The organism is Yokenella regensburgei (assembly GCF_051486985.1).
Lineage (GTDB): Bacteria > Pseudomonadota > Gammaproteobacteria > Enterobacterales > Enterobacteriaceae > CBFFRJ01.
Map to the genome: position 1 here is coordinate 86,259 of NZ_JAHVDV010000020.1, position 14,255 is coordinate 100,513.

Sequence of the window (14,255 nt, forward strand, 5' to 3'; positions counted from 1 at the left end):
CAATACCTGACGCAGATTATTTAGTGACCTACGAAAAAAAGCCTGATGGCGCATGCGCTCATCAGGCTTTTCTAATTAAAGCAGATTTGGGGCAGCCGAACGGCTACCCGCTTTTTTAACTTAACCTGCTACCGCGATACGTTTCATATCGGTCATATAGCCACGCAGTTTCTTACCTACTGCTTCAATCGGGTGAGCCTGGATAGCTTCGTTAACATCACGCAGCTGGGCGTTATCAACGGAGCCTTCAGCGATAGCCTGGCCCAAATCGCCGGTTTGCAGCGTGGTCATGAACTCTTTCAGCAGCGGTACGCAGGCGTAAGAGAAGAGATAGTTACCGTATTCTGCAGTATCCGAGATAACCACGTTCATTTCGTACAGACGCTTACGGGCAATGGTGTTGGCGATCAGCGGCAGTTCGTGCAGGGACTCGTAGTAAGCAGACTCTTCAATGATGCCGGAATCCACCATGGTTTCGAACGCCAGCTCAACGCCCGCTTTCACCATCGCAATCATCAGAACGCCTTTATCGAAGTACTCCTGCTCGCCGATTTTGCCATCGAACTGCGCAGCGGTTTCGAACGCCGTTTTGCCGGTCTCTTCACGCCAGGTCAGCAATTTCTTATCGTCATTGGCCCAATCCGCCATCATGCCGGAGGAGAATTCGCCGGAGATGATGTCGTCCATGTGCTTCTGGAACAGCGGGGCCATGATGCCCTTCAGCTGTTCAGACAGCGCATAAGCACGCAGTTTTGCCGGGTTGGACAGGCGGTCCATCATCAGCGTAATGCCACCCTGTTTCAGCGCTTCGGTGATGGTTTCCCAGCCAAACTGAATCAGTTTTTCTGCATATGCCGGGTCGGTACCCTCTTCCACCAGCTTATCGAAGCACAGCAGAGAACCCGCCTGCAGCATACCGCACAGAATGGTCTGCTCACCCATCAGGTCAGATTTCACTTCGGCAACAAAGGAAGACTCCAGCACGCCCGCACGGTGACCACCGGTTGCCGCAGCCCAGGCTTTAGCAATCGCCATACCTTCACCTTTAGGATCGTTTTCCGGGTGAACAGCAATAAGCGTCGGCACGCCGAAACCACGCTTGTACTCTTCACGCACTTCGGTGCCCGGGCATTTCGGCGCAACCATCACCACGGTGATGTCTTTACGGATCTGCTCGCCCACTTCGACGATGTTGAAACCGTGGGAGTAACCCAGCGCGGCGCCATCTTTCATCAGCGGCTGTACGGAACGTACAACGTCGGAGTGCTGCTTGTCCGGCGTCAGGTTAACCACCAGATCGGCCTGCGGCACCAGCTCTTCATAGGTACCGACTTTAAAACCGTTTTCGGTCGCTTTACGCCAGGAGGCACGTTTCTCCGCGATCGCTTCTGCACGCAGCGCATAGGAGATGTCCAGACCAGAGTCACGCATGTTCAGCCCCTGGTTCAGACCCTGGGCGCCACAACCGACGATGACCACTTTTTTACCTTGCAGGAAGCTTGCGCCATCCGCAAATTCATCACGCGCCATAAAGCGACATTTACCCAGCTGAGCCAGCTGCTGGCGCAGATTCAATGTATTAAAGTAGTTAGCCATGGTGAAACCTCGTCGATGTGTCGTGCTTATTGTTCGGTTCGCTGTAACGCGAGAATGTACCCACATTACAACAGGAAATGTGTTGCTTAAATTGATATATTAACAATGTGACATTGCAATTTTTGCAATGTAAAAATGTGGAGCCAGTCTCATGGATTTACGCGATCTGAAAACGTTTTTACATCTGGCGGAAAGCCGCCATTTTGGTCGCAGTGCGCGGGCGATGCACGTAAGTCCCTCCACCCTTTCCCGACAGATTCAGCGCCTTGAAGAAGATCTGGGCCAGCCGCTGTTTGTTCGTGATAACCGAACCGTGACGCTGACAGAAGCAGGGGAAGAACTGCGCACTTTTGCGCAGCAGACGCTGCTGCAATACCAGCAACTGCGTCACGCCATCGATCAACAAGGCCCGTCGCTGTCAGGGGAATTGCATATCTTCTGTTCGGTAACCGCCGCCTACAGCCACTTGCCCCCCATTCTTGACCGCTTCCGCGCGGAGCACCCTTCGGTTGAAATCAAACTCACCACCGGCGATGCTGCCGACGCCATGGAAAAAGTGGTAACCGGTGAAGCCGACTTAGCGATTGCCGGCAAGCCGGAAACCCTGCCCGGCGCGGTGGCCTTTGCGATCCTTGAGAATCTGGCCGTTGTACTGATCGCGCCGGCGCTACCCTGCCCGGTACGCAATCAGGTTTCGGTGGAAAAACCTGACTGGTCACAGGTGCCGTTTATCATGGCGGACCAGGGGCCTGTACGTCGCCGCATTGAGCTCTGGTTCCGTCGACAAAAAATCAGTAACCCCTCTATCTATGCCACTGTGGGCGGGCATGAGGCGATGGTGTCAATGGTCGCGCTCGGTTGTGGCGTCGCGCTACTACCAGAAGTGGTACTGGAAAACAGTCCGGAACCCGTGCGTAATCGTGTGATGATTCTGGAACGCAACGATGCGGAAACGCCGTTTGAGCTTGGCGTCTGCGTGCAGAAAAAACGGCTGCATGAACCGCTGATTGATGCGTTCTGGAAAATTGTTCAGGGTTGATAAGGAGAGACTATGCGTACCAGAACCGCTCTGCTCATTGTGCTGATGGCAATGTGCGTTGGTGTCCAGGCAAAACCTAAGGGCGTGACCGTCCAGGATGTGAAACATCTCGCCTTAAAGCAGTGCCTGCTACAAAACTATCGCGATCTCACCCCTGCAGATACCTTTTCTGCCCCCGCTCATGATGCCTCATTTCTGGTAGAAAGTTATGCGCTGGGCAATGCGGGCATTTGGGATGCGTTCCGGGCATTTGTTGCCAGAGAGACCAAAGATTTCGATAAACTGACGCTGTCGCTAAAAGACGAGAGTGGTAAAGCAAACAATGTGCTGGCGCAGTGCATGACGTTTTATGAGTCGAAAGCACTGGATAAATATGTGCGTGAGACGGTCATGAAATAAAGGCGCAGGGAGCATAGCACACACAGAGCCGTGCTCCCTTGCGGGCAGCTTGTTCTGCCCGGCCTACTTTGGCTGGCCAGCCATAATCTTAATATTATTATTAAGCCACAGAGATTGCGGCCAGGCCGTTAAATGTGCTTTAGCATATTCAAGCGGGCTTAACGTTGTTTTTTCAAGTCCCACCACCACAGCGCGTACAGGCGGCAGGCTGAAATCAATGCCCGCATCTGACAGCAGTTCCAGCATTGCTTCACCGTTCTCTTTAACCGCAGCCTGATGATAGACCCCTTTTTCAAGGCCTTTTAATTCAGGGTACATCGCCTCCAGGCTGGCACCCCGTTGCAGCAACAGCGTCACGGCTTCCACGGCATTTTTCAGTATTCCCCAACATAGCGCAGAGGCAATGTGTGTCTGACTGATGCCACTGGAGAGCAGGAAATCAAGCGCGTCAGTATTGTTGTTACAGGCCGCGATATTCAATAAATCATACTTATCACGCGAGGTTTGATTGATATCGCACCCCTGACTCAACAGGTATTGTGCGAAGTCTCGATCCCATGCATAGCAAATCAGCTGATTGAGTGCATGTCGATTTTGGCAGCCCTTTTTATTGATGTCAGACCCTTTCTCAATCAGGTATCTGGCCATCGCTAATTTGCCTTCGGCAATGCAGGTTAACATTGCGTTATTACCTAAAAAGTTTCCCGCTTCGATATCCGCGCCTGCGGCTAAGAGAAGATCAACCGCTTCTCTGTTTTCATGTAAGGATGCCGCGTGAAGGGGCGTACCCTCTTGTTGGGTCCGCTTGTTAAGTTGCGCCAAAGACGCGTCTGCCAGTCTCTCTTTAATCAACGTTAAATCATTAATAACGCAGGCATACAGTAATGACTTATCGGCTTTCATGTCACTGCTCCTGTTGAAAAATAGATATCCATTAAATCAGCCTGTTTTATCGTCGTAAGCGCTATTGAAAGTTGAAACAGCAGCGCAACCGCCTGGCGCGTCATCAATAAACAAGGCACGATAAATCGTGCCTTGTTGCGCAATGAAAACAGCTTAGCCTGCGAGGAAGAAGCGGAAAGCGGGATTGTGCGTCTCATCATGACAGTCATAACCCAGCTCATTGAGTCGGGTTTCGAAATCCGGCTCATGTTCGCCCAGTTCAAATGCTGCCAGTACGCGACCATAATCGGTGCCATGACTGCGGTAGTGAAATAACGAGATGTTCCAGTGCGTACCGAGCGTATGCAGGAATTTCAGCAGTGCGCCCGGCGACTCGGGAAATTCAAAGCTGAACAGCCGCTCTTTTAAGGGTTTCGATGGTCGCCCGCCAACCATATAGCGCACATGGAGTTTCGCCATTTCGTCATCAGACAGATCCACCACGCTATAACCACCTTCGTTCAGCAGTTGCAGGATCTCTTTGCGCTCTTCCAGCCCCCGGCTCAGACGCACCCCAACAAAAATGCAGGCATCTTTTGCATCCGCAAAGCGGTAGTTGAATTCAGTAACCGAACGTCCCCCCAGCAGCTGGCAGAATTTCAGGAAGCTGCCTTTCTCTTCGGGAATGGTGACCGCCAGCAGGGCTTCACGTTGTTCACCCAGTTCGCAACGCTCTGACACGTAACGCAGGCCGTGGAAGTTTACGTTGGCACCGGAGAGTACATGCGCAAGACGTTCTCCGCGAATGTTATGCTGCGCTACGTACTTTTTCATCCCTGCCAGCGCCAGAGCGCCAGAGGGTTCAGCTACTGCACGCACGTCCTCAAACAGGTCTTTCATGGCCGCACAAATCGCATCGCTGTCGACCGTAATAATGTCGTCAAGATACTCCCGAAGCACACGAAACGTTTCATCGCCAATCCGCTTAACCGCCACACCTTCAGCAAACAGCCCAACCCGCGGAAGATCGACCGGCTGACCGGCCTCCAGCGCCGCTTTAAGGCAGGCTGAATCTTCGGCTTCGACGGCAATCACTTTGATTTGCGGCATTAACTGTTTGATGAGCACGGCGACACCTGCCGCCAGGCCACCGCCGCCAACCGGCACAAAAACCCGGTCAATGTGGGCATCCTGCTGGAGAAGTTCCAGCGCCAGTGTGCCCTGCCCGGCAATCACCATCGGATGATCAAATGGCGGCACCCAGGTAAAACCCTGTTGTGCAGAAAGCTCCAGCGCTTTGGCTTTGGCTTCATCAAAATTGGCACCATGCAGTAGCACTTCACCGCCGAAACCTCGCACCGCATCGACTTTGATGTCTGCGGTTGCCGTCGGCATCACAATCAGGGCCTTAACGCCAAGCCGGGCGGAAGAGTAGGCCACGCCCTGGGCGTGGTTGCCTGCCGACGCCGTGATCACGCCGCGTGCTTTCTGCTCTGCCGTTAAGCCGGCCATCATCGCGTAAGCACCACGCAGCTTAAAGCTGTGTACTGGCTGCCTGTCTTCACGCTTGACCAGAATGACGTTATCGAGGCGAGAAGAGAGTTTTTCCATTTTCTGTAACGGCGTGACCTGTACGGCTTCGTAAACCGGAGCACGTAACACGGCACGCAGATACTCCGCCCCCTCGGGGGCGGCGGAAAGGGGTTGCGACTCGGCCATCATCAGCCCCCAAGTTTGGATTTATCGCGTACAGCGCCTTTATCTGCGCTGGTGGCGAGGCTGGCATAAGCACGCAGCGCGAAGGAAACCTCACGTTCGCGAGACGCCGGAGTCCACGCCTGCGCACCTCGCGCTTCCTGAGCTTCACGACGTGCCGCAATTTCGGCATCGCTCAGTTGCAACTGAATGCCACGGTTCGGGATGTCGATGGCAATCATGTCGCCATCTTCAATAATTGCAATGTTCCCGCCACTGGCGGCTTCCGGAGAGACGTGACCAATAGAGAGGCCAGACGTACCGCCGGAGAAACGACCATCGGTTATCAGCGCACAGGCTTTACCGAGGCCCATCGATTTCAGGAAGGTAGTGGGGTAGAGCATCTCCTGCATGCCCGGCCCGCCTTTCGGCCCTTCGTAGCGGATAACCACCACATCACCCGCCACCACTTTCCCACCAAGGATCGCTTCCACCGCGTCATCCTGGCTCTCATACACTTTTGCCGGACCGGTAAATTTCAGGATACTGTCATCCACGCCGGCGGTTTTAACAATGCAGCCATTCTCAGCGAAATTACCGTACAGCACGGCAAGGCCGCCATCTTTGCTATAGGCATGCTCCAGAGAACGGATGCACCCTTCGGCACGGTCGTCATCCAGCGTGTCCCAGCGGCAATCCTGCGAAAACGCCTGCGTGGTACGAATACCGGCAGGACCCGCGCGGAACATATTTTTCACCGCTTCGTCCTGGGTCAGCATCACATCGTACTGTTCCAGCGCCTGCGGCAGGGTCAGGCCCAGTACGTTTTTCACATCCCGGTTGAGCAGCCCGGCACGATCCAGCTCCCCGAGGATGCCCAGCACACCACCCGCACGGTGCACATCTTCCATATGGTATTTCTGCGTACTCGGCGCGACTTTACACAACTGCGGTACTTTGCGGGACAGTTTATCAATATCACTCATGGTGAAGTCGATTTCCGCCTCCTGCGCGGCCGCCAGCAGGTGCAGAACGGTGTTGGTGGAGCCGCCCATGGCGATATCCAGCGTCATGGCGTTTTCGAATGCGGATTTGTTAGCGATATTGCGTGGCAGCGCGCTGGCATCATCCTGCTCGTAGTAACGTTTGGTGAGCTCAACGATGCGTTTGCCCGCGTTGAGGAACAGTTGCTTACGGTCAGCGTGCGTTGCCAGCAGTGAGCCGTTACCTGGCTGAGAAAGACCCAGTGCTTCGGTCAGGCAGTTCATGGAGTTCGCGGTAAACATACCGGAGCAGGAGCCGCAGGTCGGGCAGGCGGAACGTTCAATCTGGTCACTCTGAGAGTCAGAGACTTTCGGGTCAGCCCCCTGAATCATCGCATCAACGAGATCAAGCTTGATGATTTTGTCAGACAGTTTGGTTTTGCCGGCTTCCATTGGGCCGCCGGAAACAAAGATCACCGGAATGTTCAGGCGCAAAGAGGCCATCAACATCCCTGGGGTGATTTTGTCGCAGTTGGAGATGCAGACCATCGCATCGGCGCAGTGGGCATTGACCATGTATTCAACGGAATCGGCGATAAGCTCGCGCGACGGCAGTGAATAGAGCATGCCCCCGTGCCCCATAGCGATCCCGTCATCAACGGCGATGGTATTGAACTCTTTTGCCACGCCGCCGGAGGCTTCGATTTGCTCAGCAACCAGCTTACCGAGATCGCGCAGGTGCACGTGACCCGGCACGAACTGGGTAAACGAGTTCACGACAGCAATGATCGGCTTACCGAAATCAGCGTCTGTCATTCCGGTAGCGCGCCACAGCGCGCGGGCACCCGCCATATTGCGGCCATGAGTGGTGGTGGCGGAACGGTACTTAGGCATGCTCTGTTTACTCCCGTCTGTCTTTCCCCTGTAACGTCGTTCATTGGGGGAAATATGAATTTTTTATTGGTTTACTGAATCCAACCAGCCCCATTTATCTTCGGTTTCACCGGTAAAGAGGCCAAAGAATGCTTGCTGAATACGTTTGGTGACCGGGCCGCAGCGGCCTTCGCCCACCTGAATACCATCAACGCTGCGAACCGGCGTAATTTCTGCCGCAGTACCAGACATGAACACTTCATCAGCCAGATAGAGGGATTCGCGGGACAGCGTTTGTTCGCGCACTTCAAGGCCCAGATCCTGCGCCAGCTTGATGATGGCATCGCGGGTAATTCCCGGCAGAGCGGAAGAGGTGAACGGCGGCGTAAAGAGCACGCCATCTTTCACTTCGAACAGGTTTTCACCAGCTCCTTCAGAAATATAGCCGTTCACATCCAGCGCGATCCCTTCCTGATAGCCGTGGCGACGTGCTTCGCTGCCAACCAGCAGAGAGGAGAGATAGTTACCGCCCGCTTTTGCCGCAGTCGGGATAGTGTTTGGCGCAACGCGGTTCCAGGAAGAAACCATTGCATCGATCCCCTGATCCAGCGCTTCTGCACCAAGGTATGCTCCCCACGGGAAGGCCGCGATGATTACATCGGTGGTATAACCTTCTGGCGGGTTAACACCCATGCCCACATCGCCGACAAAGACCAGCGGACGAATATAGGCGCTGGTCAGATTATTTTTACGGATAACCTGGCGGCAGGCTTCCATCAGTTCATCAACGCTCTGAGAAACCGGGAAACGGTAGATTTTGGCGGAATCACGCAGACGCTGCATATGTTCACGATGACGGAACACCACTGGCCCTTTGTGCGAGTCGTAGCAACGGATGCCTTCAAACACGGAAGTACCGTAGTGCAGGGCGTGGGACATCACGTGTACCTTTGCTTCTCCCCACGGAACCATCTCGCCATTGAACCAAATGTAATCAGCTTTCTTCGTCATTTTCTTTCCTTTGCGCTCAGGCGCGGATCTGTTGTGATGAGGTTGTACTTTGCTGGATATCAACCCGGGCGACGTCGATCAGTTTACTTAGCTGGCTAAACAGTAAGTCGACGGGGCGAGGGCTGGCAACGGTCAATTCAATATTTATGCTCTGAGCGTCGGTGGTGGTTTCCATGTTCATCGCACAAACCTGAAAGCCACGATGGCGCACCACACGTAAAACACGTTCTAACGTTTCCGGGTTCAAACGCGCCTGCACGGCGACCTGATGTTGCATCATGATAATTTCTCCAGCATTTCTGCATTACTGGCACCGGGCGGTACCAACGGCCAGACATTCTCAAGCTCGTCGATTGAGACATGAAGCAGGTAAGGCCCCTCGCAGGACAACATGGTGTCGAGTGCCGCTTCAACCTGGTCTTTACGGGTGATGTGCTGGCCGGGAATGCCGAAGGCGCTGGCCAGAACGAGGAAATCGGGGTTATCGGTAAGGGTAGTTTCGCTGTAACGTTCGTTGAAAAATAACTGCTGCCACTGACGAACCATCCCTAAACGCTGATTGTCCAGTAACACGATTTTCAGCGGCAACTGCTTGCGTTTTACGGTGCCCAGCTCCTGCACATTCATCATGAAAGAGCCGTCACCGGAGATACAGATTACCGTATCGTCCGGGCGTGCCACCTGAGCACCCACGGCGGCGGGAAGGCCGAAGCCCATCGTGCCTAAGCCACTGGAGGTGATGAAATTCTCCGGGCGCGTGTAGGTCATGTGCTGCGCCGACCACATCTGATGCTGACCCACATCGGTGGTCACCACGCTGTCAGCCGGTTTGCGATCGGACAACTGTTTCAGTAACAGCGGCGCATAAATAGCCTCACCCGGATGGTCATAGCGCCAGGCGAATTCAGTGCGCATATCGGCATTGAACTGTCGCCATTCGCTGATGGTGAGCGTTTGCTGCAATGCAGGCAGCAGCGCATTCAGATCGCCCTGTAAACTGACGTGCGCCTGGCGTAACTTGTTCATTTCCGCCGGATCGATATCCATATGGATAACTTTCGCATGCGGGGCGAAAGTGTTCAGTTTGCCAGTAACGCGATCGTCAAAACGCGCGCCGACGGCAATCAGCAGATCGCACTCCTGAACCGCCAGGTTTGCCGCTTTGGTGCCATGCATTCCCAGCATCCCCAGATACCAGGGATAGCTGTCTTCTACTGAACCGAGGCCTTTCAGCGTGCAGGTAACTGGCATTTGTGTGACCGCCAGGAAATCGCGCAATGGCGCAACTGCCTGCGCCATGCCCACGCCGCCGCCAACGTACAGCATCGGCTTTTTGGCCTCAGCCAACATCCTTTGCGCCAGCTGCATTTCCGCATACGGGAAAGAGAAGTCATCTTCAACAGTGGAAAAATGCGGCTCCAGATCGCCGGTCTCTAACTGGATATCTTTCGGAATATCAACCAGAACGGGGCCAGGACGGCCTGAGTTTGCCACCTGGAAAGCTTGCGCCATAATACGCGGCAGCTCTTCCAGCGACTGCACCAGGAAACTGTGTTTGGTGCAGGCCAGCGACAAACCGAGAACGTCCACTTCCTGAAAGGCGTCCGTTCCAATGAAGGGTGCGGAAACCTGACCTGTGATAGCAACAACCGGAACGGAATCCAACAGCGCATCTGCCAGACCAGTTATCAGGTTGGTCGCACCTGGACCGGACGTGGCGATACATACCCCAGTTTTCCCTGTAGAACGCGCATAGCCGATGGCCGCCATTGCCGCCCCCTGTTCATGCCGGCACAACAGGTGTTCCACGCCGCCGTCATACAATGCATCGTAAACCGGCATAATTGCGCCACCCGGATACCCGAAAACCGTATCGACCTGTTGTGCCCGCAACGCATGTACTACCCACTGTGCGCCATTCATAGTCACTTCCCCGCCGTAAATCGGGAGAAACAGAATTTTGTGCTAGTACTCATCCTCTGCTCCTCGCTTATGTTTTTAGGTCATAAAAAAACCCCCGGACCTTTCGGTGCGGGGGTCTTAGTTCGTTAAGGCTTGATTCTTAAGCCTTTCCTCGTCCAAGTGCAGCCCCGCACGGTGGGATAATAATCACCACCACGCTAATCACGACCAGGCTAATCACTCGTAGAAGGGCTGTCATTTTCTGTACTTTCTGTCTTCAGGTTCGAAGGAATACCTAAAGAGTTATCACAGATATGAGAGGTGGCACAAGAAAAATTTATAGCCCCGATAACGCACATACAAAGAATTGTCATAAAACCTGTTGTTTTTTATGAACAAATCAAACAATGAAATTTCTTCACCCTTTCAGGGTATTTCAGCGGATGAGGAGCATCCAGGTGAAGATGCGACGCTTCATCCACGCTCTTGCAACCATCTTGAAACGGGTTAATTTCTCCGGAAGCCGTCTCGTAAATCTCGCAACGGCCTTCCTGTGAAAGCACATTCACCGTGCATACTCCCGATGCACAGGGAGGTGTTATGACGTTATCAGTTATCTATACCAGGGCAGCTTTAGGCGTTTCAGCGCCGCTCATCACTGTAGAGGTTCATATCAGTAACGGGCTTCCCGGTCTGACTATGGTTGGACTGCCAGAGACAACCGTCAAAGAAGCGAGGGATCGTGTCCGTAGCGCCATTATCAACAGTGGCTATGAATTCCCGGCGAAAAAGATCACGATTAACCTTGCACCGGCTGATTTACCCAAGGATGGTGGGCGATACGATTTACCTATCGCTATCGCGCTTCTCGCTGCTTCAGAGCAACTCAACGCCAGTCATCTGGACCAGTTTGAGTTTGTGGGAGAATTAGCCCTTACAGGCGCATTGCGGGGCGTTCCTGGGGCGATATCAAGTACTATTGAAGCTATTAAGGCGGGTCGACGCATAATCGTCTCACAGGAGAATGAAGCAGAGGTGAGTCTTGCGGAAACAGAGGATTGTCTTGTCGCAAGCCACCTCCAGGAAGTATGTGCATTTCTTGAAGGTAAACATGCCCTGCAGCCCCCCTCTTTTACATTGCAGCCCATAGTGGAAAATACACATGATGATTTAAGCGATGTGATCGGTCAGGAGCAGGGCAAACGCGCGCTGGAGATAACCGCTGCGGGGGGACATAACCTGTTGCTGATTGGACCACCCGGGACAGGTAAAACTATGCTGGCCAGCCGCCTGGGACCACTACTGCCTTCGCTAAGCAACCAGGAAGCGCTGGAGAGTGCCGCGATCCTTAGTCTCGTAAACTCTGCCAGCATTGCCAAAAAATGGCGGCAACGGCCGTTTCGCGCACCTCACCATAGTGCTTCACTGACGGCAATGGTGGGAGGAGGGGCAATACCTGCCCCCGGAGAGATCTCCCTGGCCCACAATGGTGTGCTCTTTCTCGATGAACTGCCTGAGTTTGAACGCCGGGTTCTTGATGCACTACGTGAGCCCATCGAATCAGGGCAGATACATATTTCGCGAACACGGGCCAAGGTAAGTTATCCCGCCCGTTTTCAACTTATTGCCGCTATGAATCCCAGCCCCACCGGACACTACCAGGGTAATCACAATCGTTGCACTCCAGAACAAACCCTACGCTATCTGGGAAGACTGTCTGGACCTTTTCTCGACCGGTTTGATATCTCACTGGAAATCCCGTTATTGCCGCCAGGCTTGCTGAGCCAACCACAGCATAAAAGCGAGGGCAGTGCTCAGGTTCGTGAACGCGTCACCCGAGCGCAGGCGCGACAGTATCAACGTCAGAGAAAGCTAAATGCCCGCCTGGAAAACAGCGAGATGAGGGAATGTTGCTCTCTTATTCAGGAAGATGCTCACTGGCTGGAGGAGACGCTAGTGCAGTTGGGCCTGTCCATCCGGGCATGGCAGAGGCTATTAAAGGTCGCCCGTACTATCGCCGATCTGGAAGAGCAGGAAAGCATTCAACGGTCACATCTGCAAGAAGCGCTCAGCTATCGTGCCATTGACAGGCTGCTGATTCATTTGCAAAAAATGATGGCATAAAAAAGGGGCCGTAGCCCCTTTTTTAGTCGTCTGATTCCGTGTAGTCCTCATTCCCTTCAACCTGCGGTTTTCCGCCAGAAAGGGTATGAAAACGTTTTGGACGCTTAACGCGTGCCATATACTTGCACCAGACGCGTTCGGCTTCGGTTTGTGGCTCATTTTCGCCGCGGCAAACAGAAACAAAATGCGTTTCTTCTTCAGTGCTTGGCTCACGCTTTCCGAGATCCAACTCATTGAATGCGTAACCGTGGCGCTCAAGCAACTGAGCTTCTTTGATGGTGAAGTCACCATGACGGGAAAACCCGCGCGGATAATGTTTGTTATCAAAAAAACGATTAGTCGTCGTAAAGCTTTCCGCCATCCTGCACGCTCCTAATTCTTTGGCCGAGCTATTTATGGCGCGGAGTATTAGTTACGCTTGACAGAGTGTAAAACAAAAGATTTAAATCATTACGACAAATAATTTTGCGGAGAAACCTGTGGATACGGAATTGCTGAAAACTTTCCTGGAAGTCAGCCGAACACGCCACTTTGGACGGGCTGCCGAAGCGCTTTATTTAACACAATCAGCGGTAAGCTTTCGTATTCGTCAGTTAGAAAATCAGCTTGGCGTGAATCTGTTTACCCGGCATCGCAATAACATCCGCCTTACTGCTGCCGGGGAGAAGCTTTTACCTTACGCAGAAACGCTAATGAATACCTGGCAGGCAGCACGCAAGGATGTCGCTCATACGTCGCGGCACAATCAGTTCTCTATAGGTGCAAGCGCCTCTCTTTGGGAATGCATGCTAAATCATTGGCTTGGAAGGCTTTATCAGCTTGAAGAAAATTTGCAATTTGAAGCGCGGATCGCACAGCGGCAGTCTTTGGTCAAGCAACTCCATGAACGCCAGCTTGACCTGCTAATCACGACAGAAACCCCGAAGATGGACGAATTTAGCAGCCAGTTACTGGGGCATTTCACGCTTGGCCTCTACTGCTCTTCGCCGGAAAAAACCAAATCCCAGCTCAACTACTTACGCCTGGAGTGGGGCCCGGATTTTCAGCAGCATGAAACAGAATTACTCTCCGGAGATGATGTTCCAACCCTGACGACCAGTTCAGCGGAAATAGCACATCAACAACTTCCAGTGCTTAACGGATGCACATGGCTACCTGTTTCATGGGTTCAGCAGAAAGAGGGGTTATATACCGTTGCCGACAGCACCACACTTTCGCGACCGCTATATGCTATCTGGTTACAAAATAGCGATAAGCAGAGCCTGATCCGTGAGCTTCTTAAAGTAGCTGTTATCGATTGATGTTTTTATGGAAGAAAACAGTTAATGAGGGATGGCGGACAGGAATAAAAAAGACAAAAAAAATCCTTAGCAAGTGCTAAGGATTTTTTTAACTTTCTGGCAGGGGCGGAGAGACTCGAACTCCCAACACCCGGTTTTGGAGACCGGTGCTCTACCAATTGAACTACGCCCCTAATAGGGTGGCGGAACGGACGGGACTCGAACCCGCGACCCCCTGCGTGACAGGCAGGTATTCTAACCGACTGAACTACCGCTCCACCGAATTTTTCTACAACCACCGGTTTATTGCCCCGGTTTACTGCTTAATTTGATGCCTGGCAGTTCCCTACTCTCGCATGGGGAGACCCCACACTACCATCGGCGCTACGGCGTTTCACTTCTGAGTTCGGCATGGGGTCAGGTGGGACCACCGCGCTACTGCCGCCAGGCAAATTCTTTGTGCTCTGTACG

General features: G+C 53.2%; 13 protein-coding genes, 2 tRNA genes and 1 rRNA gene. 4 read left to right on the forward strand and 12 right to left on the reverse strand.

All coding sequences use genetic code 11. From position 1 onward, the window contains the following. Positions 1-120: 120 nt before the first annotated feature. On the reverse strand, positions 121-1,596 hold the full coding sequence (gene ilvC, locus KXR87_RS14925; RefSeq protein ID WP_437433021.1) for a ketol-acid reductoisomerase: 1,476 nt from the start codon (positions 1,594-1,596) through the stop codon (positions 121-123). 151 nt (positions 1,597-1,747) lie between these two features. Between ilvC and ilvY the strand changes: the two genes are divergently transcribed. Next, positions 1,748-2,635: an HTH-type transcriptional activator IlvY gene (gene ilvY / locus KXR87_RS14930; protein WP_437433022.1), complete on the forward strand. Its 888-nt coding sequence runs from the start codon at positions 1,748-1,750 to the stop codon at positions 2,633-2,635. A gap of 12 nt (positions 2,636-2,647) precedes the next feature. Then, positions 2,648-3,034 carry a hypothetical protein gene (locus KXR87_RS14935; RefSeq protein WP_437433023.1) on the forward strand — a complete coding sequence of 129 codons (387 nt, stop codon included), beginning with the start codon at positions 2,648-2,650 and terminating at the stop codon, positions 3,032-3,034. Positions 3,035-3,097: 63 nt separating this feature from the next. On the opposite strand, the gene KXR87_RS14940 is transcribed toward KXR87_RS14935, so the two are convergent. The 7 genes from KXR87_RS14940 to ilvL form a co-directional block, all read right to left on the reverse strand. Then, entirely contained in the window at positions 3,098-3,937 is an 840-nt protein-coding gene (locus KXR87_RS14940; protein ID WP_437433024.1) for an ankyrin repeat domain-containing protein, read from the reverse strand. 153 nt (positions 3,938-4,090) lie between these two features. Next, a complete protein-coding gene (gene ilvA / locus KXR87_RS14945; RefSeq protein ID WP_437433035.1) occupies positions 4,091-5,635 on the reverse strand; it encodes a threonine ammonia-lyase, biosynthetic in 1,545 nt (514 codons plus the stop codon). A gap of 2 nt (positions 5,636-5,637) precedes the next feature. After that, positions 5,638-7,488 carry a dihydroxy-acid dehydratase gene (ilvD, locus tag KXR87_RS14950; protein ID WP_437433025.1) on the reverse strand — a complete coding sequence of 617 codons (1,851 nt, stop codon included), beginning with the start codon at positions 7,486-7,488 and terminating at the stop codon, positions 5,638-5,640. 63 nt (positions 7,489-7,551) lie between these two features. Continuing rightward, entirely contained in the window at positions 7,552-8,478 is a 927-nt protein-coding gene (locus KXR87_RS14955) for a branched-chain amino acid transaminase (RefSeq protein ID WP_437433026.1), read from the reverse strand. Positions 8,479-8,494: 16 nt separating this feature from the next. Beyond that, complete coding sequence (gene ilvM / locus KXR87_RS14960; protein WP_437433027.1) at positions 8,495-8,758, reverse strand: acetolactate synthase 2 small subunit; 264 nt, start codon at positions 8,756-8,758, stop codon at positions 8,495-8,497. Continuing rightward, complete coding sequence (gene ilvG / locus KXR87_RS14965) at positions 8,755-10,401, reverse strand: acetolactate synthase 2 catalytic subunit (RefSeq protein ID WP_437433028.1); 1,647 nt, start codon at positions 10,399-10,401, stop codon at positions 8,755-8,757. Before ilvG ends, ilvM begins: the two co-directional genes overlap by 4 nt. Before the next feature lie 139 nt (positions 10,402-10,540). Continuing rightward, positions 10,541-10,639: an ilv operon leader peptide gene (gene ilvL / locus KXR87_RS14970; protein ID WP_001311244.1), complete on the reverse strand. Its 99-nt coding sequence runs from the start codon at positions 10,637-10,639 to the stop codon at positions 10,541-10,543. A 341-nt stretch (positions 10,640-10,980) separates the two neighbouring features. Between ilvL and KXR87_RS14975 the strand changes: the two genes are divergently transcribed. Continuing rightward, on the forward strand, positions 10,981-12,504 hold the full coding sequence (locus KXR87_RS14975) for a YifB family Mg chelatase-like AAA ATPase (protein WP_437433029.1): 1,524 nt from the start codon (positions 10,981-10,983) through the stop codon (positions 12,502-12,504). A gap of 22 nt (positions 12,505-12,526) precedes the next feature. Here the strand turns inward: KXR87_RS14975 and KXR87_RS14980 are convergent, their stop codons facing one another. Further along, on the reverse strand, positions 12,527-12,865 hold the full coding sequence (locus tag KXR87_RS14980) for a DUF413 domain-containing protein (RefSeq protein ID WP_437433030.1): 339 nt from the start codon (positions 12,863-12,865) through the stop codon (positions 12,527-12,529). A 118-nt stretch (positions 12,866-12,983) separates the two neighbouring features. On the opposite strand from KXR87_RS14980, the gene hdfR reads away from it, so the two are divergent. After that, on the forward strand, positions 12,984-13,805 hold the full coding sequence (gene hdfR, locus KXR87_RS14985) for an HTH-type transcriptional regulator HdfR (RefSeq protein ID WP_437433031.1): 822 nt from the start codon (positions 12,984-12,986) through the stop codon (positions 13,803-13,805). Positions 13,806-13,902: 97 nt separating this feature from the next. Here the strand turns inward: hdfR and KXR87_RS14990 are convergent. The 3 genes from KXR87_RS14990 to rrf form a co-directional block, all read right to left on the reverse strand. Beyond that, positions 13,903-13,978, reverse strand: a tRNA-Trp gene (locus KXR87_RS14990). Between the two features lie 7 nt (positions 13,979-13,985). Next, positions 13,986-14,062: transfer RNA gene (locus KXR87_RS14995), tRNA-Asp, on the reverse strand. 55 nt (positions 14,063-14,117) lie between these two features. Then, positions 14,118-14,233 (reverse strand): 5S ribosomal RNA (gene rrf, locus KXR87_RS15000). Between the last annotated feature and the right edge of the window lie 22 nt (positions 14,234-14,255).